The organism is Pantoea deleyi (assembly GCF_022647325.1).
Taxonomy (GTDB): Bacteria; Pseudomonadota; Gammaproteobacteria; order Enterobacterales; family Enterobacteriaceae; genus Pantoea; species Pantoea deleyi.
In genome coordinates, this window is sequence record NZ_CP071405.1 from 888,325 (window position 1) to 905,996 (window position 17,672).

The 17,672-nt window shown below is 53.1% G+C and carries 16 protein-coding genes; 12 read left to right on the forward strand and 4 right to left on the reverse strand.

Translation table 11 applies throughout. The features are described from left to right. Positions 1 to 17 precede the first annotated feature (17 nt). The 8 genes from ftsB (at position 18) to rpoS (ending at position 6,482) form a co-directional block, all read left to right on the forward strand. Positions 18 to 335 (forward strand): cell division protein FtsB, encoded by a 318-nt coding sequence (gene ftsB / locus J1C59_RS04295; protein WP_111141653.1) that lies wholly within the window; start codon positions 18 to 20, stop codon positions 333 to 335. A 3-nt stretch (positions 336 to 338) separates the two neighbouring features. Continuing rightward, positions 339 to 1,055: a 2-C-methyl-D-erythritol 4-phosphate cytidylyltransferase gene (ispD, locus tag J1C59_RS04300; protein WP_128085830.1), complete on the forward strand. Its 717-nt coding sequence runs from the start codon at positions 339 to 341 to the stop codon at positions 1,053 to 1,055. After that, positions 1,055 to 1,537 (forward strand): 2-C-methyl-D-erythritol 2,4-cyclodiphosphate synthase, encoded by a 483-nt coding sequence (gene ispF, locus J1C59_RS04305; protein WP_086906370.1) that lies wholly within the window; start codon positions 1,055 to 1,057, stop codon positions 1,535 to 1,537. The genes ispD and ispF overlap by 1 nt, the downstream gene beginning before the upstream one ends. After that, a complete protein-coding gene (truD, locus tag J1C59_RS04310; RefSeq protein ID WP_128085831.1) occupies positions 1,534 to 2,595 on the forward strand; it encodes a tRNA pseudouridine(13) synthase TruD in 1,062 nt (353 codons plus the stop codon). The genes ispF and truD overlap by 4 nt, the downstream gene beginning before the upstream one ends. Before the next feature lie 191 nt (positions 2,596 to 2,786). Continuing rightward, positions 2,787 to 3,548: a 5'/3'-nucleotidase SurE gene (surE, locus tag J1C59_RS04315; RefSeq protein ID WP_128085832.1), complete on the forward strand. Its 762-nt coding sequence runs from the start codon at positions 2,787 to 2,789 to the stop codon at positions 3,546 to 3,548. Beyond that, a complete protein-coding gene (locus J1C59_RS04320) occupies positions 3,542 to 4,168 on the forward strand; it encodes a protein-L-isoaspartate(D-aspartate) O-methyltransferase (protein ID WP_128085833.1) in 627 nt (208 codons plus the stop codon). The genes surE and J1C59_RS04320 overlap by 7 nt, the downstream gene beginning before the upstream one ends. Before the next feature lie 163 nt (positions 4,169 to 4,331). Beyond that, complete coding sequence (gene nlpD, locus J1C59_RS04325; RefSeq protein WP_128085834.1) at positions 4,332 to 5,432, forward strand: murein hydrolase activator NlpD; 1,101 nt, start codon at positions 4,332 to 4,334, stop codon at positions 5,430 to 5,432. Positions 5,433 to 5,489: 57 nt separating this feature from the next. Beyond that, on the forward strand, positions 5,490 to 6,482 hold the full coding sequence (rpoS, locus tag J1C59_RS04330) for an RNA polymerase sigma factor RpoS (protein ID WP_009086923.1): 993 nt from the start codon (positions 5,490 to 5,492) through the stop codon (positions 6,480 to 6,482). Positions 6,483 to 6,630: 148 nt separating this feature from the next. On the opposite strand, the gene mutS is transcribed toward rpoS, so the two are convergent. After that, positions 6,631 to 9,186 carry a DNA mismatch repair protein MutS gene (gene mutS, locus J1C59_RS04335; RefSeq protein WP_140917284.1) on the reverse strand — a complete coding sequence of 852 codons (2,556 nt, stop codon included), beginning with the start codon at positions 9,184 to 9,186 and terminating at the stop codon, positions 6,631 to 6,633. Positions 9,187 to 9,403: 217 nt separating this feature from the next. Between mutS and J1C59_RS04340 the strand changes: the two genes are divergently transcribed. Beyond that, on the forward strand, positions 9,404 to 10,687 hold the full coding sequence (locus J1C59_RS04340) for a tyrosine-type recombinase/integrase (RefSeq protein WP_128085835.1): 1,284 nt from the start codon (positions 9,404 to 9,406) through the stop codon (positions 10,685 to 10,687). Between the two features lie 27 nt (positions 10,688 to 10,714). Then, positions 10,715 to 12,118: a hypothetical protein gene (locus tag J1C59_RS04345; RefSeq protein ID WP_128085836.1), complete on the forward strand. Its 1,404-nt coding sequence runs from the start codon at positions 10,715 to 10,717 to the stop codon at positions 12,116 to 12,118. A gap of 400 nt (positions 12,119 to 12,518) precedes the next feature. On the opposite strand, the gene J1C59_RS04350 is transcribed toward J1C59_RS04345, so the two are convergent. After that, positions 12,519 to 13,639, reverse strand: a protein-coding gene (locus J1C59_RS04350) for an IS3 family transposase (protein ID WP_140917283.1) whose coding sequence is annotated in 2 segments (ribosomal slippage) — positions 12,519 to 13,381 and positions 13,381 to 13,639 — 1,122 coding nt in all. Because the reading frame shifts where the segments join, the coding sequence is not laid out codon by codon here. Positions 13,640 to 13,970: 331 nt separating this feature from the next. Between J1C59_RS04350 and J1C59_RS04355 the strand changes: the two genes are divergently transcribed. Continuing rightward, positions 13,971 to 14,141, forward strand: coding sequence for a hypothetical protein (locus tag J1C59_RS04355; RefSeq protein ID WP_164881279.1), 171 nt, complete (start codon positions 13,971 to 13,973; stop codon positions 14,139 to 14,141). Here the strand turns inward: J1C59_RS04355 and J1C59_RS04360 are convergent. Continuing rightward, positions 14,138 to 14,755 (reverse strand): Fic/DOC family protein, encoded by a 618-nt coding sequence (locus J1C59_RS04360; RefSeq protein WP_128086412.1) that lies wholly within the window; start codon positions 14,753 to 14,755, stop codon positions 14,138 to 14,140. The two genes, J1C59_RS04355 and J1C59_RS04360, sit on opposite strands and share 4 nt — an antisense overlap. A 982-nt stretch (positions 14,756 to 15,737) precedes the next feature. Here J1C59_RS04360 and J1C59_RS04365 point away from each other — a divergent pair. Continuing rightward, the gene (locus J1C59_RS04365) at positions 15,738 to 16,661 is read left to right on the forward strand and encodes an amidohydrolase family protein (protein ID WP_128086411.1); all 924 of its coding nucleotides are present in this window, start codon (positions 15,738 to 15,740) and stop codon (positions 16,659 to 16,661) included. Positions 16,662 to 16,857: 196 nt separating this feature from the next. Here J1C59_RS04365 and narL read toward each other — a convergent pair whose 3' ends face one another. Beyond that, positions 16,858 to 17,460, reverse strand: coding sequence for a two-component system response regulator NarL (gene narL, locus J1C59_RS04370; protein ID WP_242281383.1), 603 nt, complete (start codon positions 17,458 to 17,460; stop codon positions 16,858 to 16,860). Positions 17,461 to 17,672: the final 212 nt, after the last annotated feature.

The window sequence follows — 17,672 nt, forward strand, 5'->3', positions numbered from 1 at the left end:
CGTTTTTAGGGGGCGGGATGGGAAAACTGACGTTACTGTTACTGGTGCTGCTTGGCTGGCTGCAATATTCGTTGTGGCTGGGGAAAAATGGCATCCATGACTATACGCGCGTCAATGATGATGTCGCGGTGCAACAGGCAAACAATGCCAAACTGAAATCGCGCAACGATCAGCTGTTTGCCGAAATTGACGATCTCAATGGCGGCTCGGAAGCGATCGAGGAGCGCGCACGCAATGAACTGGGCATGATTAAGCCCGGTGAGACTTTCTATCGTCTGGTGCCTGACCAGAACAAACGCAACGCGCAACTCTCTGCGCAAAACCAACAACGATAAAACATGAACACTCTGGCCTCCCTTGCGGATGTGATTGCCGTGGTGCCCGCTGCCGGGATCGGCAGCCGCATGCAGGCAACCTGTCCGAAGCAGTATCTGACGATTGGTCAGCACACCCTTCTGGAACACAGCATTGCCCGTCTGTTTTCCCATCCCGCTATCCGGCAGGTTATTGTCGCCCTCAGCCCCGACGACCAGTATTTCAGTTCGCTGCCGCTGGCCCAGGATCCCCGTGTGCTCCGGGTTACCGGTGGCGAGACGCGCGCCGAATCCGTGCTGGCCGGCTTACAGGCCGCGCAGGGGGCAGCGTGGGTGCTGGTCCATGACGCGGCGCGGCCCTGCCTGCATCCCGACGATCTTCAGCAACTGCTGAACGTGCGTCAGCAGAGTCACGTCGGCGGGATTCTGGCCGCGCCGGTACGCGACACCATGAAACGGGGCGAGCCGGGTAAAGCGGCGGTCGCCCACACGGTGGAACGCAACGACCTCTGGCACGCCTTAACGCCGCAGTTCTTCCCGCACGCGCTGCTTACCGCCTGCCTGACGCGGGCGCTGAACGAAGGCGCCACCATCACCGATGAAGCGTCGGCGCTGGAGTATTGTGGCTACCATCCGCTGCTGGTCAGCGGACGCAGCGATAACATCAAAGTCACCCGGCCGGAAGATCTGGCGCTGGCGGCTTTTTATCTGAGTCAGATTCAATTAAAGGAGAGCGCATGATGCGTATCGGTCACGGTTTTGACGTTCACGCCTTTGGCGGAGAGGGTCCGTTAGTGATTGGCGGTGTGCGGATCCCGTTTGAGCAGGGGTTTATCGCCCATTCGGATGGCGATGTGGCGCTGCACGCGCTCACTGACGCTCTGCTGGGTGCCGTCGCGATGGGCGATATCGGCAAACTGTTCCCGGACACCGATCCCGCCTTCAAAGGCGCGGACAGCCGGGGCCTGCTGCGTGAAGCCTGGCGTCGTATCGAAGCCAAAGGCTATCGTATCGGCAACGTGGACGTCACGATTATCGCACAGGCGCCTAAGATGCTGCCGCACGTGCCGCAGATGCGCATCAACATCGCGGAAGATCTGGGCTGCCATATGGATGCGGTCAACGTGAAAGCCACCACCACCGAAAAGCTGGGCTTTACCGGGCGCGGTGAAGGGATTGCCTGCGAGGCGGTGGCCCTGCTGCTGAAAGCAGACAGCCAATGAATCTGAACTACCTGCACGGTACGCCCGTCGCCTCCGGCGTTATCAAGGCGAGTCCGGACGATTTTGTGGTCGTGGAAGATCTGGGCTACGGCCCGGACGGGGAGGGTGAGCATCTGCTGGTGCGCATCCGGAAGGTGGGCGCTAATACCCGCTTCGTGGCGGACGCACTGGCGAAGTATCTCGGGGTGCCTGCGCGCGACCTGAGCTATGCCGGGATGAAAGACCGCCATGCGGTGACGGAGCAGACGCTCTGTTTTCGCCTGCCCGGCAATGCGATGCCCGATCTGCGCGGTTTTGCGCTGGAAGGGGTGGAAATCCTGCAGGCGGTGCGCCACAAACGTAAGCTGCGCATCGGTGCGCTGGCAGGCAACGCGTTCCGGCTGGTCATCCGTCAGATCAGCGACCGTGACGCCGTCGAAGCCCGGCTGGCGCAGATCTGCGCGGCGGGCGTGCCAAACTATTTCGGCGAGCAGCGCTTTGGTCGCGGCGGGAACAACCTCGTGATGGCGCAGAAGTGGGCGCGTAATGAGATTACCCTGCGCGATCGCAACAAACGCAGCCTGATGCTCTCTGCCGCACGCAGTGCCCTGTTTAATCAGGTGACCAGCGCGCGTCTGCAGCAGCAGGGGGGACTGACTCAGGTGCTTAACGGCGATGCGCTGCAGCTGACCGGCCGTGGCAGCTGGTTTGTCGCGCAGCCCGACGAGCTGGCTGAGTCGCAGCGCCGGGTCGATCAGCATGAGCTGCGCATTACCGCGCCGCTGCCGGGGCGCGGCGAGCCAGGCCCGCAGGCGGAGGCGCTGGCCTTTGAACAGCAGGCGCTGGCCTTTGAACAGCAGGCGCTGGCCGATGCCACGCTGCTGACCGGACTGATCGAACGGGAGAAAGTGGATGCTGCACGCCGCGCCATGCTGGTGGTGCCGCGCGATATGCAGTGGCACTGGCAGGATGCGGCAACGCTGGCGCTGGCGTTCTGGCTGCCCGCAGGCAGCTTTGCCACCAGCGTTGTCCGGGAACTGCTGACCCATGCGGACTCGCCCGACCAGCCTGATGAGTAATCATTGCCGCAACCTGACCCGCTGTGTGGGTAATGTTGCGGCAAACCCCCCTCCTCCTGTGATTTACGCCTACCACTTCCTCGCGTGCCTCGCTAGAATGCAAAAATCGCTGTCCATGTCCCACCTGTCGCCATGCCGTTCAGACAGGTTCACTCACAGCGACCAGTCGAATAAAAAAAGGTCAGAACGAAATGCGGATATTGCTCAGCAACGATGACGGCATTCATGCGCCAGGGATTCAGACTCTGGCGAAAGCCCTGCGGCAGATTGCTGACGTACAGGTGGTTGCCCCCGATCGTAACCGAAGCGGTGCCTCGAACTCTTTAACCCTGGAAACGCCACTGCGCACCTTCACCCATGAAAACGGCGATATCGCAGTGCAGATGGGCACGCCGACCGATTGTGTCTATCTGGGGGTGAATGCACTGATGCAGCCGCGGCCCGATATTGTGGTGTCAGGGATCAATGCCGGCCCAAATCTGGGCGATGATGTGATCTACTCCGGCACGGTGGCGGCCGCAATGGAAGGGCGGCATCTTGGCTTACCCGCCATCGCGGTGTCGCTGAATGGCCACACGCACTACGCGACGGCGGCGGCGGTGGTCTGCGCCATCCTCAGGGCGCTGACGCATGAACCGCTGCGGACGGGCCGTATTCTCAATATCAATGTTCCCGATTTGCCGCTGGCAGAACTTAAGGGCATCCGCGTGACGCGCTGCGGCAGCCGTCACCCTGCCGATCAGGTGATTGCCCAGCAGGATCCGCGCGGCAATACCCTCTACTGGATTGGTCCGCCCGGCGAACAGCTGGATGCAGGGCCGGATACGGACTTCGCCGCCGTGGATCAGGGCTATGTGTCCGTCACGGCACTGCACGTCGATTTAACGGCGCACAGCGCGCAGGATGTGCTCAGCGACTGGCTGACCAAAGCTGAGGTAAACCTGGCATGGTGAACCGGCGTATCGAGACATTGCTGTCACAACTGCGTCAGCAGGGCATCGACGATGAAAATCTGCTGAAGGCGATGAGTGACGTGCCGCGCGAGCGTTTTATCGACGAGGCGTTTGAGCACAAAGCCTGGGATAACGTTGCCCTGCCTATCGGCTCCGGGCAGACCATCTCCCAGCCCTATATGGTGGCGCGAATGACCGCGCTGCTGGAGCTGAATCCGCATTCGCGGGTGCTGGAGATAGGCACCGGCTCCGGTTACCAGACGGCGATACTGGCCCATCTGGTCGATCATGTCTATTCCGTGGAGCGCATTAAAGGGCTGCAGTGGCAGGCAAAGCGTCGCCTCAAGCAGCTGGATCTACATAATGTCTCCACCCGGCACGGCGATGGCTGGCAGGGCTGGCCGTCGCGTGGCCCGTTCGATGCCATTATCGTCACGGCGGCGCCGCCGGAAATTCCGATTGCGCTGATAGCGCAGCTGGCAGAAGGCGGCATTATGGTGCTGCCGGTGGGCGAGGATCAGCAGGTACTGAAGCGTCTGCGTCGTCAGGGCGAAGAGGTTGTGGAGGAGATCATCGAGCCGGTGCGTTTTGTACCCCTGGTGCAGGGCGATCTGGCCTGACCTTCTACGTATTTCTTCACAACTGTTTCATGGCACCACGTAGCTGATGTTGTTACTATCCGGTTTATTCAATAAAAAACGCAGATTTTACCGCGCCATGCAGAGCATTCTGCTGGCAGGTACAGTGAAATACACAGAACAGCGCTGCCATCACGGGGGATTAATGAGCACGGGAAGCACACTTTTTCAGTTACGCCGTCTGGCGGCTCTTTCACTGGTAAGTTTCTGGCTGGCAGGATGCAGCTCTGGCGACAATACTCAGGCGCCCATCAGTCGCGTCGGCGATGGGGGTGGCATGATGAACAGCCAGGCGGGCGGCGGCCAGGTTTCCGGTGGTATTCCTGCCGCGCCATCGCAGGGACAAATGTTAAGCAGAAATTCAGCATCTGCTCCAGTCAGCGGTGGAATGATTAGTACCAGCAATAATGTTGAGACGCAGAACGGGCGTATTGTGTACAACCGCAGTTACCAGAATATTCCTAAGGGTAGCTACTCCGGTGAAACATATACCGTTAAGCGCGGAGACACATTGTTTTACATTGCCTGGATCACCGGCAACGATTTCCGCGATCTGGCCCAGCGCAACAACGTTCCGGCGCCATACAGCCTGAATGTCGGACAGACATTACAGATTGGAAATGGGTCGGGCCAGCCGATTACCGGTGGAAATTCCATTACCGCTGCTGATGCAACGCAGGGCGGGGTTCCGGCGGCACCACAAATTAAATCTCCTGCTGTTGCACAGCAACCTGTTATTACGTATTCTGATGATTCGGGAAATTCGGGTGGCAGCAAATTGTTGCCTTCGAAAGGAGCAAATGTTGCAACGACAACAGCTCCAGTGATTACCGCACCCCCTACGGTTAGCAGTACAACCAACAGTTCAACGCCGGTCGGAAGCTGGCGCTGGCCGACCGATGGGAAGATTATCGATAACTTCTCTGCCGCCGAAGGTGGCAATAAAGGCATCGATATCGCCGGGACACGCGGACAATCTGTGGTTGCCACTGCTTCAGGACGGGTGGTGTACGCAGGTAACGCACTCCGGGGTTACGGTAATTTAATCATCATCAAACACAATGATGATTACCTGAGCGCCTACGCCCACAACGATACAATGCTGGTCCGGGAACAACAGGAAGTTAAGGCGGGGCAAAAGATCGCTACCATGGGTAGCACCGGAACCAGTTCAGTCAGATTACACTTTGAAATTCGTTACAAGGGGAAATCCGTAAACCCGTTGCGTTATTTACCGCAGCGATAATCCGGCAGAACAGAACAGCTTTATGTTCTGCCCTGGAATCACGGGTAGGAGCCGCTTATGAGCCAGAATACGCTGAAAGTAAACGAGTTACATGAGAACGCGGAATTCGATGAGAACGGAGCTGAAATTTTTGACGAGAAGGCACTCGTTGAAAATGAAGCCAGTGATAGCGACGTAGCGGAAGAAGAGTTGCTATCACAGGGTGCGACGCAGCGTGTCTTAGATGCGACGCAGCTCTATCTCGGGGAGATTGGCTATTCTCCGTTGTTAACGGCAGAGGAAGAAGTGTTCTTCGCTCGCCGTGCATTGCGGGGTGATATCCCTTCCCGTCGCCGTATGATTGAAAGTAACTTACGCCTGGTGGTAAAAATCGCCCGTCGTTACAGCAATCGTGGTTTAGCACTGCTGGACCTGATTGAAGAAGGTAACCTCGGTCTGATTCGCGCCGTTGAGAAATTTGACCCGGAGCGCGGGTTCCGTTTCTCAACGTATGCCACCTGGTGGATTCGTCAGACTATTGAACGGGCGATCATGAATCAAACCCGTACTATTCGTCTGCCGATTCACATCGTGAAAGAACTGAATGTTTATCTGCGTACTGCGCGTGAACTTTCCCACAAGCTCGACCATGAGCCGAGTGCGGAAGAGATCGCTGAGCAGCTTGATAAACCGGTTGATGACGTCAGCCGCATGTTGCGTCTCAACGAACGCATCACCTCAGTCGATACGCCATTAGGCGGAGACTCTGAGAAAGCGCTGCTGGATATTCTGGCCGATGAAAAAGACAACGGTCCGGAAGACACCACGCAGGACGATGATATGAAACAAAGCATCGTCAAATGGCTGTTCGAACTGAACGCCAAGCAGCGTGAGGTGCTGGCGCGTCGCTTCGGTCTGTTGGGCTATGAAGCCGCAACGCTTGAGGATGTGGGCCGTGAAATCGGCTTAACCCGCGAGCGTGTACGTCAGATTCAGGTTGAAGGTTTGCGCCGTCTGCGCGAAATCCTGCAGGCGCAGGGCCTCAACATTGAAGCACTCTTTCGTGAATAATCGTCATTAAGCCCTTCGGCTGACTGACGCAGGAAGCGGTGGTGAAAACCACCGCTTTTTTTTATGCCTGCGGAAAGGTAAAAACGGCGCCCGCGCGGCGCAACGGACGGAAGAGCCGCACCGCGTGGCAATGCGGCACGGCAGAGTGTCAGACCAGCGATTTAAGACGGTAAATCCAGTCGAGTGCCTGACGCGGTGTCAGCGTATCCGGATCCAGCGCCTCCAGCGCCTCCACGGCAGGCGACGTCTCCTCCACCAGCAGCGGTAACTGAGATCCATCTACGGTCGAGGACGCGGCGTGACCGGACACCGTTTCCAGTTCCTTCAGCTTGTTGCGCGCCCGCTTAATCACCTCTTTCGGCACGCCAGCCAGCGCGGCCACGGCCAGACCATAACTCTTACTCGCCGCGCCATCCTGCACGCTGTGCATAAAGGCGATCGTCTCCCCATGCTCGACGGCATCCAGATGGACGTTGACGACGCCCTCCATTTTTTCCGGCAGGGTGGTCAGCTCGAAGTAGTGCGTAGCAAACAGCGTCATGGCCTTGATGCGGTTGGCCAGATTCTCGGCGCAGGCCCACGCCAGCGACAGACCGTCATAGGTTGAGGTACCGCGACCAATCTCATCCATCAGCACCAGGCTGTTTTCAGTGGCGTTGTGCAGAATGTTGGCGGTTTCCGTCATCTCCACCATAAAGGTTGAGCGGCCGGAGGCCAGGTCATCAGCGGCCCCGACGCGGGTAAAGATGCGATCCAGCGGGCCAATCAGCGCCTCGTCGGCGGGCACAAAACTTCCCGTCCAGGCCATCAGTGCAATCAGCGCCGCCTGCCGCATATAGGTACTTTTACCGCCCATATTGGGCCCGGTGATGATCAGCATCCTGCGCTGAGGCGCCAGCGACAGCGGGTTGGCAATAAACGGCTCTTTCAGTACCTGCTCAACCACGGGATGGCGACCGCCGCTGATTTTAATCCCGGCTTTATCCTGTAATACCGGACGGCAATAGTTAAGCGACCAGGCACGTTCCGCCAGGTTGCTCAGGACATCCAGCTCAGCCAGCGCCGCAGCGCTCAGCTGCAGATCTTCAAGATGCGGCAGCAGCTGGTCGAACAGCGCCTCATAGAGACTTTTTTCCAGCGACAGGGCTTTGCCTTTGGAGGTGAGGACTTTGTCTTCATACTCCTTGAGTTCCGGAATGATGTAGCGCTCGGCATTTTTCAGCGTCTGACGACGCACATAGTGCATCGGAACCTGATGGCTCTGTCCCCGGCTCACCTGGATGTAATAGCCGTGCACGCCATTGAATCCGACCTTCAGGGTGTCCAGCCCCAGCTTCTCGCGTTCACGGATCTCCAGCCTGTCGAGGTAGTCGGTGGCACCATCGGCCAGCGCGCGCCACTCGTCCAGCTCCGCGTTGTAGCCCGGCGCAATCACGCCACCGTCGCGGATCAGCACCGGCGGTGATTCGATAATGGCCTGCTCCAGCAGCTCGCGCAGCGCGGTAAACTCGCCCATGCGGGTTCGCAGCTTCTGCAGCAGAGGAGCCTCTACATCGGCCAGCAGCTGGTTAAGTTCCGGCAGCTGCTGAAACGCGTGACGCATGCGGGCCAGATCGCGCGGACGGGCGGTGCGCAGGGCCAGACGAGCCAGGATACGTTCCAGATCGCCTACCTGACGCAGCACCGGTTGCAGCGCCTCGCTGAGGTTCTGCAGCTCGGCGATCGACGCCTGACGCTGGGTAATCGTCTCCACATCGCGCAGCGGCATGTGCAGCCAGCGCTTCAGCATCCGGCTTCCCATCGGCGTAACCGTTTTATCCAGCACGGCCGCCAGGGTGTTGTCGATACCGCCGGCCATATTCTGGGTGATCTCCAGATTACGACGGGTGGCGGCATCCATGATAATGCTGTCCTGCTGCCGCTCCATGCTCAGCGAGCGGATGTGGGGCAGGGTGGTGCGCTGGGTATCTTTGGCATATTGCAGCAGGCAGCCAGCCGCGCTAAGCCCCAGGTGCGCATTCTCTACGCCGAAGCCGTTGAGATCGCGGGTGCCGAACTGCAGATTAAGCTGCTGACGCGCGGTGTCGATCTCGAACTCCCACAGCGGACGGCGGCGCAGGCCGCGTCGCTGGTCGATCAGCGACATCGCCTGAAAATCTTCGGGGTAGAGCAGCTCAGCGGGATTGGTACGCTGCAGCTCGGCCGCCATGGTTTCCGCATCGGCGGGCTCGCTCAGGCGAAAACGGCCTGAACTGATATCCAGGGTGGCGTAACCAAATCCGCGCGGGCTCTGCACAATCGCCGCCAGCAGATTGTCATGCCGCTCCTGCAACAGCGCCTCATCACTGATGGTGCCGGGGGTCACGATGCGCACCACTTTGCGCTCAACCGGCCCTTTGCTGAGGGCCGGATCGCCAATCTGTTCGCAGATGGCAACCGATTCGCCCAGCTGCACCAGCTTCGCCAGATACCCTTCCACCGCATGATGGGGGACGCCCGCCATCGGGATCGGTTCACCCGCGGATGCACCGCGTTTGGTGAGTGAGATTTCCAGCAGCTGCGAGGCGCGCTTAGCGTCGTCATAAAACAGCTCGTAGAAGTCACCCATCCGGTAAAACAGCAGAATGTCAGGATGCTCTGCCTTGAGGCGCAGGTACTGCTGCATCATTGGGGTGTGAGAGTCTAAGTTTTCTATTGTACTCATCGGTTTGTGATGTCCATTTTCTTAATTTTTAATGAGTTAGTGATTTTTGTAGTTATCATTAGGTTTCACGGTGTCTCATCGAATATCATGACATCCTACATGTAAATGTAGGTTAAAGTGTAGCTTGCCAACCTATGGCCTGGTAAAATATGGGCACATACAGCACAACCTACATTTATGTTCATGACTGCATAAGGTGCATGATAACGGAGTCTTTATGGCAGGAAAACAAGAGGGAAAGCCACTTTCGTTTAAAGCGGTAGAAATGATGAAGCCTGGCGACAAAGATAAGGCTGATATAGGCGAAAATCGTGGCTTACGTGTCTCCTGCGGTGCAACTGGGGTTAAGTCTTTTTTCTACCGTTACACAAGTCCTCTGACTGGCAAGCTTGCTCAGGTTAAAATTGGTAACTTCCCGCAGACTTCTCTCGCCGCTGCGCGTCTTAAACTCCACGAATTAAAGCTCCTCCGACAGGAAGGTCGGTGTCCTGCGACTGAACTCAAACAAGATAAACTCCAGCGTGCGATTGAAGCTGAACAGGCTAAGATTCCTGAATTGACCATACAGGGATTAGTTGAACTATATCTTACCGAACGTATTGAGGATCGTAAAACGAAGGACGGGAAGGTCATTCCCGGTGCCAGAAAGCCGAAAGGGCAGGCTGAGGTTCGTCGTACTCTCTATGGTGACGCTGTTAAAAGCTTAGGAACCCGGAATGCTGCTGAGATTACTCGCCAGGATGTCATTAATTTAATCAATGGCATTGTAGCTCGAGGTGCAACCGTACAGGCAGGGAATGTACTGAGGGAGCTTTCACTCGCATATGAATTTGCAATTGGCCTTGGGCGCTTTGATGACAGTTTTGCGAATCCAGCGTTGTTAGCAAAATCCAGCTTACGACAGACAAGAATCAAGCTCACAAATGGACGTGGAACACGAGTACTGAGTGAGGACGAGCTTGCAAAATTCCTTAAATGGCTTCCGGGTTCGGCTTACACGCCAACGATCAAAAACGTGTTACGTCTGACTCTCTGGACCGGCTGTCGTACCGGTGAAGTCTGCAATATGGCATGGAAGGATGTTGATCTTGAAAAAGGCACCATTCATCTTAGAGAAACCAAGACTGGGGTAGAGCGTTATGTTCAATTATCAGATCAAGCGATCGACTTTCTCAAGGTTCTACGGCTTACCTCTGACAAATATCTATTCCCTTCGCAAGCCACGAAGAAGCCAATCCAGCAGAAGTATCTAACTGAAAACTCATGGCGTTTACGTGAAAGCGGTCAAATGCTTGATATACCTCATTGGACGCCGCACGATCTACGTCGTACAGTGCGAACAGGGTTATCTCGTTTGCAGTGTCCAAATGAGGTAGCAGAGGCCGTATTAGGGCATACACGTGGCGGTGTTGAAGGGATTTATAATTTGTATAAGTATGATGCTGAGTGCCGGAAGTGGTTGCAGGTGTGGGCGGATTACCTTGAGTCATTGTTAAAATGATAACATCAATTAGGATAGTTGAAGATAATGGATTCAGAACTTCTTTCGATACTTAATGATCTTAAAAAAGAACAATACGAACTTTTAGAAAGCACAGGATGTAACTACTGGGGAATAAAATGTTCTTTTATTAATAAGACAAATTTATTTTTTGACCGATTGATTCCATATGTGGATAAAAATAAACATAACGATGCTTTTTTTACAATCATTAAAGAAAGTTATATGTATTATATAAATTCAAATTTGGCAAGGTTAACATATGAGATAAAGAAAAAAAACAATGGGGTAATGTATTTTGAAAAACAGGTGAACCATTTAAAGGAAATGTATTCGAAAGTGATTCCTTTCTCAAGGAATTATCTGAGTCATGTGTTGAAGTGTTTAATAAGTAATGAAGGTACATTAAATTCTTATAACTCGTTCAAATCACTACATGAAAATGAGTTATCAGACTTTAACTCTGAAATTTCATCTTTTAATAACCTAAAAAATATTGAGGAGGTTGAATTTTATTTTAGGGCGAAGTTCATGGGTAATGAATTAAGTTTATTAAATCAAGATAATGCTGCTTTGAATGAAGATGAATTTAAAACTTTCTTTTTCCACTATAAAGTCTTTGATTTTATTTTCCATTATAATAATTACATGTCAAATAAGATTAACTCTCTAAGTTATGCTAGTGTTAATGATGAGGTTTATAATCTTTATAAAGAACATTGTATTGATTTAAAATCAGTTGATAAGCAGTTTGACAAATATCAGGTGATTGAAAAAAATAAATCCTTAGAGTTAATTTCTTCAAAAGATGGCTCTTACTTAATTGATGATAGAATTCCAGGGTATTGTCTTAATATAACAATTGATTATGATCTTCTCAAGGTAATTGAAGAGTTAATTAATAGCAATAGCATAGTGAAAATCTCATTCAAGGTAACATCAATATCTACTTCGCAAGTGGCTATGGAGGATTTTGACCGAGGTGGACCATTAGAGTTAGATGTAAAAGGGATACCTGATATATCCTCATTTTATAGTGAAAATTATCAGGATAAACTTATCATTAAGCATGATAGTGTAATGAAGGAAATAACCTTTGAAGAATTACGCGATGATTTTGATATGATCAATGATTCGGTGGTGACTCAGGTTGTACACTTAAAGTATGACATTCACGATAAGGAGTATTTCATTAATCACTTAGATCATGAATTGATTGTTTATTCACTTGAAGAGTATGATGATAAAGTAAAGGATATTAAAGGAAAAGGAAGTAAGGGTAAGATTAAATCTTTTAAAATTGACGAATCAAAAATACCCTTTTTCTATAAGAGTAATAAAGGGTATTTCCTCTATCAAGTTCTTGACGCATATTTTAACCATAAGGACTTATTAAGGGAGTATTTTTGTAAAATAACACAGGTATCTTAGCGAGTATGTTGGGGATGTATTTTGGATCGAGAGTGAGATAATTATATGGAAGCTTTATGGTATTTAGGAATGGAATATGTGTCAACCTTGATTAAGGGAGGGGCAATTCGGCCTGCATATAGTATCGATTTATTTGGCAACTTTTAGTGGTCCTTTAAACTGTCACTCCAGATACTATGGAATTTAGTGATAATCTAGGGCTATATATATATGATGCTCTCTCTGTTCTGTTAGCAATATTCATATTGGTCAGAAAAGTATGGGGCATAATGATAATTATAGCGATCTTTTTTGAGTGATCCTTTCGGTGAGTAATCTTGTTTTTCCACCGAAAGGATTACTCATGCTAGATAGAGTTATTATAATCCAGATGACCTGCCCCCAGTACTAGATACAACCATCAGTTAGTAATGTCGGTTTGTTTACCCTCACATTTTCCATTCCGCCACCGTGCTGCAAACTCTGATGGCGTCTGATAATTGAGTGCTGAATGCGGACGACACTCGTTATAATCCTGCCGCCAGTCATTAATGACTTTCCTGGCGTGAACGATATCGCTGAACCAGTGCTCATTCAGACATTCATCGCGAAAGCGTCCGTTAAAACTCTCAATAAATCCGTTCTGTGTTGGCTTACCCGGCTGGATAAGTCGCAGTTCTACGCCATACTCAAAAGCCCGCTGGTCGAGCGCACGGCAGGTAAATTCCGGGCCCTGATCGGTTCTGATCATTGCCGGATAGCCACGAAACCGCGCGATGCTGTCCAGAATACGCGCGACCTGAACGCCTGAAATACCGAAAGCAGCGGTGATCGTCAGACACTCCTTCGTGAAATCATCCACGCAGGTCAGGCACTTAATCCGGCGGCCGCTGGCAAGTGCATCCATGACAAAATCCATCGACCATGTCAGGTTCGGCGCATCCGGGCGTAGAAGCGGAAGCCGCTCAGTCGCCAGCCCCTTACGGCGTCGCCTGCGTTTTACACCCAGACCGTTAAGGCGATAGATGCGGTAAACCCGCTTGTGGTTGACGTGAAGACCCTCCCGACGTAATAACTGCCAGATGCGCCGGTAACCAAACCGGCGACGTTCAAGTGCCAGCTCTGTGATACGCAAAGACAGCTGCGCGTCAGCAGCCGGACGCTGAGCCGAATAACGGCAGGTTGAAAGGGACAGACCAGCCAGCCTGCAGGCACGGCGTTGCGACAGGCCCGTTGTCTCACACATGACTTCTACGGCTTCCCGCTTCTGGTCTGTCGTCAGAACTTTCGGCCCAGAGCCACCTGAAGCGCCTCCTTATCCAGCATGGCTTCAGCGAGCAGCTTCCTGAGTCGGGCATTCTCCTCTTCAAGTGACTTGAGCCGCTTCACTTCGGGGACTTCCATGCCGCCAAACTTCTTGCGCCAGGTGTAAAAGGTGGCGTCGGAAATGGCGTGCCTGCGGCAGAGTTCCCGGGCAGAAACGCCGGCTTCAGCCTCGCGGAGAATACTGATGATCTGTTCGTCGGAAAAACGCTTCTTCATGGGGATGTCCTCATGTGACTTATGAAGACATTACTAACATCACGGTGTATTAATCAACGGGGAGCAGGTCATAGCCGTGCAGTAAGAACACAACTGATAAAACTCGGTGCAGAGGATTACTTAATTGATCGAAGTTTGGATGCAGCCTAGTTATTTATCTTTCTGATAAGGAGGTTGTCCGTTAGCCAACCGTTTTATACTTGATGTATTGCTTAAAGGGCTTGCCCGATGAGTGAGTCTTTGACGGGGCTTGATATGAATTTGCGTAGAAATTTTGGTATACTGTTTGAACGGTGTCTTTCAGCCCAGATTCAACTTTTTAGGAGTGATTATGAGCACCCACAAAAAAACTCAGGCAAGCTACGCTAAGCCATCTCGTGCTGACATTGTTCGCTCAGTAGCAACATCTACGGCTGTTGAAACAGGGCAGTCCTCCGCGAAGATTGAAGCTTCACTTGAAGCCACGCGCAAAAAATTTGCTCATTTGCGTCTTGCGGTTTAATCCCTTCTTAATGCTTCTCTCACCCAGTGTTTCATCGGCTCGTAGTTCATTGATACGCCTTCATGGATAGCCGAGACATACTGGGTTTTGTTTTGCTCCCAGCTTTGATAATCCAGCGGTTTGTATCCTCCCTGAACGGCCATTACGTCAGCTAACAGTCGCGACAATCGCCCGTTTCCCTCTCTGAACGGATGGATAAGTATCAGCTCGACATGGGTGATGGCGATAGCGGTGATGAGTTGTTCTTCGTCCATGCCGCTACACGGCGTGTATTGAGCCAGATACCTGGTGTCGAATTCGTTCAGCAGCTTTGGCAACTGCGCTGAGGGGGCAAACATAAAGCCGCCTTTGCTGATATTAACTGCTCTTTCTTGTCCAGCCCACTCGTAGATGTTACCTAACCAGCGGTGGTGCCAGCGTTTAAGCATGGCGACGCTGAGCTTTCCTTCCGGAAACTGTTCTTCAAAAACGGACTGGTAGAGTTGTTCTAACAGGACAAGTTCAGCCTCATCCATCTCATCAGAAGTCGCGATCCCCAGCTTATTAGCCAAAACCTGCTCGCCAGAGTCTTTCTCATACTGGCCTTCACTGCTGGATACATGGTATCGGCTCATGGAGATGCCCTGTGTTATTAGAAGGATGGGAAAACAGAGGGGGTATAACGCTGGATGAATACAGCAAACAATACACTTAAAATCAGAGGATTACAAAGGTGTAGGTTAAAATATAGTTTTTATTCTCTGGTGAAAAATAACCTTTAATAATCAGCATTGATACACCAATGCATCATAGGCGTATGAGAAGGAAAGTCCTTTTCGGTTGGCTCTTGCATAAGGTTTTAACTCATCTTTGCTGCGGTAAAGTTCTGGCGGTCAACGCCCATGAAACCGAAAGGGATTAGCGTCGGCGCGCAGGATGGTCAGATGATAACGAATAGGGCAGGGCATATGCCAGCCTGATGCAGTGCCGCGATCCTGACCGGATGAAACCTGACAGGCATCCTGGCAAATGTGGCGGCGGCTGGCGACAGAAAAGTCGCACTTTCCGGCGTTCTTGCCGAACGCTGCGAGGGGGCTCGCAATGCTGTATGTGCGAACGGCAGCCCTTATGGCGCGGCGGCGTTTCGCCAGGTAGCGGGCTTCATTCTGCCTGCCAGGACATTATCGGCCAGCAGAGAAAGAGCGTGTGCATTCCCCGCGAGTTTTTGTCCCACTGATTTGTCGGCATCAGCCCGGATTAACGTACTCGCTTTCCTGCATCGGAGATTAATGTCAGGCATAACCGCATGAAGCTCTCTTTTTTAAATCCATGCCGTTTCACAATGAAAATATATCCGGGGTTTCATCTAAAAGAGAGAGGCCTGTCATAAAAGCGATGGCTGCCGCTGCGCATCAAATAAAAAAGTGCTTAACTCGGCCTGCTTTCAGTGGCGCGCTGTTCAGCGTGTGCGCTTAGTTGCCTGGCCTGACATTCTTAGCGGCTCAGGCGATTTATTTCTTTTAAACGGGATAGATTTTTTTACTAGATGATTATCAGGATCGGGTAATCAGGGGAATAAAGGCGCTGTTGCAGTTAAATAATTTATCAGGAGGATATATGCCATTAACCCGCCGCCATTTATTACGGTTAAGTTCAGCCCTGGCCCTTGCGGCGCATTTTCCTGCGCTGGCAAAAGTGCCTTACAGTGCTGGCGAGAAACGGCCTGCGCTGGTGCCGCCGCCCGGCAGCGTCGATTGCCATATGCATCTCTACGACAGTCGCTACCCCTCCGTACCCGGAACAACATTCACAAACCCGGCTAATGCCTCCATCGACGATTATCGCAAGCTTCAGCGCCGGCTGGGGATGAACCGCATGGTGATTGTGACCCCTTCCCGCTACGGAACCGATAACCGCGTCCTGCTCAATGGGCTGGCGGCCAGCGGGGGCAACGCGCGGGGCGTAGTGGTGCTGGATAGCACGGTCACCGGGGAGGAAATAGAGAAGCTGCATCAGGCGGGCGTCAGGGGGATACGATTCAACCTGCTCTACAGCAGGTTTGATCTGAACGATATGGAGAGGTTAGCCGCGCGCGTGCATCCTCTCAACTGGCACATTCAGATCGTGACGTCAGGTAAGACGTTAACCGAGCTGGAGAACCGGCTGCAGAAATTACCGACGCCGGTTGTGATCGATCATATGGGGCATGTCCCGCAGCCTGAAGGGATTAACTCCGCCACTTTTGCGACGCTGCGTCGTATGCTTGATGGAGAGAAAACCTGGGTAAAACTTTCCGGCGCCTATATTGATTCATTAACGGGCGCGCCGGAATATAGGGATGTCGCGCCGGTTGCCCAGGGGCTGGTTAAAATTAATCCCGAACGGCTGTTATGGGGCAGCGACTGGCCACATCCGACCGCACCCGACAGCCATAAACCCGATGATGCGTTGTTACTCGACCTCATGAATATCTGGGCGCCAGAGCGCCGCGATCGGCAGAGAATATTGCATGATAATCCGGTTAAGCTGTATGACTTTTAGCGAAACGGGATCAGTCACGGTGCCCGTTATCTTCTGACGAAGAAATATCACGCTCACGCCGGGATAACCGATTATTAAATTATCCCGTCAGGTTATTGTATGAACGCGCAGCATTATCTGAATGCTGTTTCGCGCTCACGGTCAGACAGCGGTGGGGTACGCTCCGGAAGCGCTGAGCCGGACAACCAGCGGCCGCTCAGCGCAGCCCGTTCTGCAGCGCCCAGACGGCGGCTTCGAGCCGGGATTTGAGGTTCATCTTCTTCAGCAGGTATTTAACGTGCACCTTGACGGTGCTTTCACTGATCGCCAGTTTGCGGGCAATGGCCTTGTTCGTCATGCCGTCACTGATCAGGAGCAGGATCTCCCGTTCACGCCGGGTCAGCTGACTGATGTCGCGCGGCCGGGCGGGCTGCGCTTCACGCAGTCGGGCGACCAGAATCGGCGTCAGCGCCTCGCTGAGGACAATCTGACCGGCCGCCGCCTGATACAGCGCCTTCAGCAGGGCTTCCGGCTCCATATCTTTCAGCAGATACCCATCAGCGCCGCGCTTCAGCGCACTGACGACATCCTCTTCGTTATCTGACACGCTGAACACCACCACCCGGCCGGAAAGGGCCATTTCGCGCAGCTGAGTCAGGGTATCCAGTCCGTTGAGTCCGGGCATGTTGAGATCGAGCAGGATCAGGTCAGGATCGTGCTGCTGAGCCAGCGCCAGCCCCTCGGTGCCGTTACCGGCTTCGGCCACCACCTGCAGTCGTGGATCCAGTGCCATCAGCTGCTTCAGCCCGCTACGCAGCATGGGATGATCGTCAATCAATAAGAGCGTGTATTTCTCAGCCGTCACAATCTCTCCTGTTTCTGTCAGACCGCCAGCGTCGCGCAGACGACGAGGCCCATTTTAACGGGGAAGCAGGGAGGCCACATACCCCCAAAGGACTACTCCTTTATTTCCATCTGACTCTCCCCCGGCGGGGGCGGTGGAGAGGTGCATTTAAACCTTATGATTTATAA